Annotated in this window: 6 protein-coding genes; 1 reads left to right on the top strand and 5 read right to left on the bottom strand. The window is 45.5% G+C overall.

Features of this window, described 5'->3' with window-relative positions; genetic code table 11:
• Positions 1-341: 341 nt before the first annotated feature.
• The 5 genes from ACLFWI_RS25810 to ACLFWI_RS25790 all read right to left on the bottom strand — a co-directional run bounded on the left by ACLFWI_RS25810 (position 342) and on the right by ACLFWI_RS25790 (position 4,392).
• Positions 342-521 carry a hypothetical protein gene (locus ACLFWI_RS25810; RefSeq protein ID WP_446415293.1) on the bottom strand — a complete coding sequence of 60 codons (180 nt, stop codon included), beginning with the start codon at positions 519-521 and terminating at the stop codon, positions 342-344.
• A 26-nt stretch (positions 522-547) separates the two neighbouring features.
• Positions 548-1,348: a class II aldolase/adducin family protein gene (locus ACLFWI_RS25805; protein ID WP_446415292.1), complete on the bottom strand. Its 801-nt coding sequence runs from the start codon at positions 1,346-1,348 to the stop codon at positions 548-550.
• Entirely contained in the window at positions 1,332-1,490 is a 159-nt protein-coding gene (locus ACLFWI_RS25800) for a hypothetical protein (RefSeq protein ID WP_446415291.1), read from the bottom strand. Before ACLFWI_RS25800 ends, ACLFWI_RS25805 begins: the two co-directional genes overlap by 17 nt.
• 128 nt (positions 1,491-1,618) lie before the next feature.
• Positions 1,619-2,563 (bottom strand): 2-keto-4-pentenoate hydratase, encoded by a 945-nt coding sequence (locus ACLFWI_RS25795; RefSeq protein ID WP_446415290.1) that lies wholly within the window; start codon positions 2,561-2,563, stop codon positions 1,619-1,621.
• A gap of 143 nt (positions 2,564-2,706) precedes the next feature.
• Positions 2,707-4,392, bottom strand: coding sequence for a GH3 auxin-responsive promoter family protein (locus tag ACLFWI_RS25790; RefSeq protein ID WP_446415289.1), 1,686 nt, complete (start codon positions 4,390-4,392; stop codon positions 2,707-2,709).
• A gap of 378 nt (positions 4,393-4,770) precedes the next feature.
• Here ACLFWI_RS25790 and ACLFWI_RS25785 point away from each other — a divergent pair.
• A partial coding sequence (locus ACLFWI_RS25785; protein WP_446415288.1) for a cupin-like domain-containing protein occupies positions 4,771-5,707 on the top strand: 937 nt, incomplete at its 3' end.

Genomic DNA, 5,707 nt, shown 5'->3' with positions numbered 1-5,707 from the left:
GGGCGGGTTTAGGAAATTTCATGTCGCGATTGCTGATCACCTTTATACAAAACCCTCAAAAATATAGTTGTAGGGGCGGGTTTAGGAAATTTCATGTCGCGATTGCTGATCACCTTTATACAAAACCCTCAAAAATATAGTTGTAGGGGCGGGTTTAGGAAATTTCATGTCGCGATTGCTGATCACCTTTATACAAAACCCGCCCAGACTAAGTTTTTATAGCAACCGCCATGGCTGTTAGGACACATCATTTACAGCGCAAAGCACTGTAATAAAGTACAGTAGATCAAAGTCCCCCTTCAGATCCCCCTCTTCCCTTTTAGATCCCCCTCCCGTCCCCCTTAAAAAGGGGGAAGCCAGATGTTGCTTCGCGTTTTTTGCACGGGGAAGCCAGATGTTGCTTCGCGTTTTTTGCACGGGGAAGCCAGCGGATGCTTCGCTTTTTTTCCATGGGGGATGCGAGGGGGATCGACAATGTACCGCATAGTAGAGCAAACTGCTGTATGTTCCAGACGTTGCATGCAACGTCTCTACAATGGTGCCAAACTTAATCCAATAAATCGGGTTCCTGTTTAATCATCATCTCATAAAGGGGTTGAAAGCTAAACCAACCCAAAGAATGAGAACCCACTTGAGTATGGGTCAACTTCGCCGTATCTGGATTAATCAACTTAGGTTTACCCACCGCTTCCGCCATCAATTGCGCTTGACAACATCTATCCATGGCGATGAACCACCAGGCGGCTTCATCGACAGAATGTCCCACCGTTAATAAACCATGATTACACAGAATAATCGCTTTTTTCTTCCCTAACGTTTCCGCCAGACGTTCACCTTCGTTTGTATTCAAAACAACACCTGTATAGTCCTCAAACAGGGCATGATCCTCATAGAAAGCACAAGCATCCTGAGTTATCGGGTCAAGGTGACGTTTCAGCGTAGACCAACTTTTGCCATAGAGAGAATGAGCATGGGCGGCGGCGATAACATCAGTTCGAGCCTGGTGAATTTGGGCGTGAATTGCAAAGGCGGCGGCGTTGACAGGTTTGTCCCCCTTGACAATTTTACCGTTATGGTTGACTAATATTAAATCAGAAACCCGGATATGACCGAAGTACATGCCAAAGGGATTGACCCAGAAATGATCGGTGAATTCAGGATCACGCACTGTGATATGTCCCGCAATTCCTTCATCAAACCCGTAGCGGGCAAATAGACGGAAGGCGGCGGCTAAGTGTTGTTGGCGGTGCAGGCGTTCCGCTTCTTTTGAGGTAAATTTCGGCGGTTGGGGAAGTTGTTTTGATGTTGAGGTTTGAATCGCTAATTGGGGATCAATTGAAGAAACCATAGATAGTTAACAGATTCAGTAAGTAGATAATAATATATTGAACTATTTTATCAATGTTTAACCCAGATTCCCGTAGGGGCGCACCGACGTGCGCCCTGATACTGAAGCGGTTAGGACACATCATTTGGTAGAGACGTTGCATGCAACGTCTCTACCACAGTTCGTTTGTCCTAATCGATGTGTCTACTGCTATAAAATGGCAACTGACTTGAGCGTTTATGGTAGGTGTTTTAACGCTTAGGGCGAAAACAGCGCAACTACGAACCGATTTTATTCAAAACTTACAGATAGTTCAACAGCATCCTGTTCCGTTAAGCCGAAGTATTGGGCGCGAATGGTTTTCCCGGATTCTACGGGCATTAAGGGTGTTATTGTTCCTAATGATAATAAATCACCTTTCTTCAGTCGCTTTCCTACGGATTTTAAATCATCCCGTAACCACAAAACTACGTCTAAGGGATGTTCTAATAATGCATTACTTGTACCTGTGGCTAATTCCTTTCCGGTTTCATCTAAAATCACTATTTGAATCTTACCTAACCGTTCTTGCCATTCGGGAGTAGCCGCCAGGGGAATCGGTTCGCCCACAATTCCTAAACGCGCCCCCACATTAATCGCAATTAGGTCAGCGGCGTCTAATTTTACCCCAGAGTCATAGATTAAATCTGGCAATTCTATAAAAGGAATGACGGCATCTAAGGCGGCTAAAACCTCTTGGCGAGTTGTGGCTTCATTAATTGCATCACTTCCGACTCTGACGATTAAATCTCCTTCAAACAGGGGACGTGCGCCAAAATTAGCGGGTACAATTGACCCACTGGGTAGCAGCATTTGTTCTAAGAGAATCCCGCGTAAGGGATGGGAGATATTAAACCGTTCTTGCGCGGTTTTATTTGTGAGTCCGGCTTTATATCCGATGCGTTGTCCTAAAATAGGAGTGAGTTTTTCTATGAAGCGATCGCGGACTTGCTCGGCTTCGGTTACAGTTAAGTCAGGTGGCGCAGTTTCCAGAGGAATACGGTTAAGGTAATGGGTGACTAATTCGTCCAAAAATCGCGAATCAGGCGTTATCACCACGCCAGCACAAGCCAATTCTTTCTTGATTTGGCAAGCCGTGCGTTTTGGGTTTTCTGTCGCCCGAACGGCAGCCATTCCGATAATTTGATTCCCTAACAAAATTGTTAGAATAGCAGATTTCCAATAGTGTTTAGTCATTAGTGATTGGTCATTGATTATTTGTTTGTTCCCTTATCTTCCTAACCTTTCACGGGAAGTCTATAACCCTAAGTCGGGGCGGGTTTATTTACATCTGGGTGCAAGGGAAAAGATAATAGTAAAACCCGCCCCTACACAATTTTTTAATCTCCTTCTGGTAATCTGATTTCCGCTAACACCTCTAACCCTGCCAAAAATTGCCGATCATTGCTAATATGAGGAAACTTCAACTGAGAATCAGGAACACCGCGTTCTAACTGACGCTGACGCACAAGGGCAAAACTACCCGGTGCTAATATCCGTAGGCGGGGCGCAGGGATATAATTATCAGGTCGTTTTACCGCATAGGACGTATTGGCTTGTTGCAGTTTGCGGTCAAAACTGGCGAGGAAAGCTTGGGGATTGTCCAAACGTTGACCCGGTGCTAACTCAATATTAATTAAATAATGGGCGGTGACAATACTCTCCGATAGGGTGAGACAAAAATCTTCTAAAGGTACGTCAAATTCCTGTTGTAAGGCTTGCATCACCTGAGTTGCATGGTGTTCCGTTGTCTTCTCTGCAGTAGCCGACAGGGTTCCGCCGCGACGATACCGGAAAACAATTAAGGGCGTTTTATTGTAAAATCCAACAACTTCGATTACGTCGCCAATATCGTAGCGATAAAACCCACTATAATTTGTGGTTAAGAGGCGATAGTTTTCCCCAACCTTCACCTCATTCGCCAGTAGGGTTTTGGGATGTTCGGCGTCCCATTGGTTTTCGGGAACAAATTCAAAGAAACCGCTTTCAATCGCCAAAATACTCCCATCAGTGTCTACATCAGGGTAGATACTAAATGTGGCTTCTGCTGAGGAATAAACCGCCCCAAACACAGGCGTATCGCCAAAATAATCGGGAAAGCGCTGAAAGTAAAAATCCGATGTACCGCCGCGTGCAGTGGCGACAAAGGATAACTCTGACCAAACTTGTTTCGGAGTTAGGCGTCCTTCTTGGTGTAAAATGTCTCGTAGTTCCCGCGCCCGTTCCGGATAAGCAGACCATTGAGGCTCTAATTGTGACCGAATCCCTGATTCTAAGTCCAGCCAATCGGCTATTGTCCCTTTTTCTAAATCCCGGATTAAATCTTCGGCGTAGGTTTCCAAATAACTTGCCGTCCGCAGCAGAAGCATGGGAAAATTAGCAATCATACCCCTCATGGTGCGATCGCGTAGGGCAAAGAGTAAGCAAACGTAATGGCGGGCGAGGCTATCCCCCGGTTGCAGGGTTTCAAAGGGATGGGCAAACAGTTGTTGGTAGAGAAACTTCCCCATCCGCAGCACGCCAACACTAGCATAACCATAACCAATCCCTTCTGGCGTCTGTCCCAGGGGTTGCACGGAGTTAGTAATCAATAGTTTACCAAACTTACGGTGGCGAACTCTCAGCGCATCGGCTAAAAAACCCATACTGGTTAAATTAGCCCCTCTTAGGGAATTCTGAAACCGCTTGGTTACGGGAATTAGCTTCTTTGCACCCGTGGAACCACTGGTGAGATTGATATAGACAACGGGATCAGGGGTTAATATATTCGACTCACCCTGGAAAATACGTTCTGTGTAGGGTTCATAACTACTATAGGGCAGAACCGGAACGCGATCGCGAAATTGGTCGATGGTTCTAATCTCTCTCAACCCCCATTTCCGCCCTAGTTCGGTGTTACCATACTGTCGCAACAGCTTCAGCAGAAACCTTTCCTGTACCGCCTCCGTCTGATGCGTCTTGTTCACGAAATTGGCTTTAACCTGTCGGGTTAGCGTGGTTAACAGGGGCAGTACATAGTTTGACATGACATCCTCACACCAGTTGAAATTGAGCGGATATTGGGCGTTTCTGGTTAGCAGAATCAGTTTTTGGCAATTTTTCCGGCATTTTCCGGCAATTTATGGTATCTTTTTCTACCGTGTCGTTGTCCAGATTCCTATCCTTGTTCGCCAATGACCGATCACAAATTTCATCATTTTGGTCACTTCTTTGATCAATTGTCAAGTGTTTTCAACATCATCTCGGATATCGCCTCCACCCCTACTCTTTAATATGGAGTTTAACCCTTGCCAAGATGCGCTTTGTTTAGTCTTTGTTCCCGTTTCTCAAATGTTCCCGACTGCTAGACGTTTCAGCAGCTTACCTAACCATCGACAATCTTTTCTCAGGAGTTTGATGTGCCAATGAACCTTTCGATTTCCTCTGTACCGCGTGTCGATATATCTACCCTCACGCCAGAAGCCTTTAGTCAACGCTATCAACAAACTGGGACACCTGTTGTGATTACCGGATTGCTGGACGATGAACCAGACTGGACTCTGGATTATCTTTGTGCAAAAATTGGCGAGCATCAGTTTATGGTGCGTAATTACCAGTGGGCTAAGTATAACAGTGGAGAGGCTAAACCTTCCCGTGTCGGTAGTGGTGTCGCCTTAGAAACAATGCGATTCTCGGATTACGCTGAACTTTTACGCCATGACAAAGTGCAAGAGAATGATCTGTATCTCGCCAAAGCACCCCTCAAGACTACCCCACTAACCCAAACCTCTACCTGGAAAACCTTAGGCGACAAACTGGGGTTAACTCAGCCTGTCACCGACTTTAAAATGTATATGGGTTCAGGAAGCCATCGCTCTGGATTGCATTACGATATCCTGGATAACACCTTGATTCAACTCCATGGCGTCAAAAAAATAGTCTTGTTTCCTCCCTCTCAAACCTACAATCTTTATCCCTTTCCCATCCTCGGTCATTTACGTCATGGAATGAAGTTGCGTTGCTGTTTTAGTCGAGTCTCCTTAGACCATCCCGATTTTGACACCTTTCCTAAATTAAACCAAGCCCTGGAACACAAACAAGAGGTCATTCTAGAACGAGGAGAAACCCTTTATTTGCCTGCCGGATGGTGGCATGATATCAGCGGAATTGATAACACCATGATGTGTTCAGTCAATCGATTCTGGCGCATTTATCCAGCCAGACGCGCCTTGCTGAATTGGGAACGATGGCGTTCTATCCTGGGGGTTTTCTGTGCTATTCCTTATATAGGAGGAAATCTAATCACGGCTTTATTTCAGCGTCATCCTCAGTCAACTATTCGCCAAATATTGTACAGAATTT

The sequence above is a fragment of the Coleofasciculus sp. genome, from assembly GCF_046539235.1.
Classification (GTDB): domain Bacteria; phylum Cyanobacteriota; class Cyanobacteriia; order Cyanobacteriales; family Coleofasciculaceae; genus Coleofasciculus.
This window is presented reverse-complemented; position numbering and strand designations above follow the sequence as displayed.

Bases quoted from the DNA above. Each gene is read 5' to 3' on its own strand.
- ACLFWI_RS25805 (WP_446415292.1), bottom strand. From the start codon at position 1,348: ATGGTTTCTTCAATTGATCCCCAATTAGCGATTCAAACCTCAACATCA.
- ACLFWI_RS25790 (WP_446415289.1), bottom strand. From the start codon at position 4,392: ATGTCAAACTATGTACTGCCCCTGTTAACCACGCTAACCCGACAGGTT.
- ACLFWI_RS25810 (WP_446415293.1), bottom strand. From the start codon at position 521: ATGCAACGTCTGGAACATACAGCAGTTTGCTCTACTATGCGGTACATT.
- ACLFWI_RS25795 (WP_446415290.1), bottom strand. From the start codon at position 2,563: ATGACTAAACACTATTGGAAATCTGCTATTCTAACAATTTTGTTAGGG.
- ACLFWI_RS25800 (WP_446415291.1), bottom strand. From the start codon at position 1,490: ATGCAACGTCTCTACCAAATGATGTGTCCTAACCGCTTCAGTATCAGG.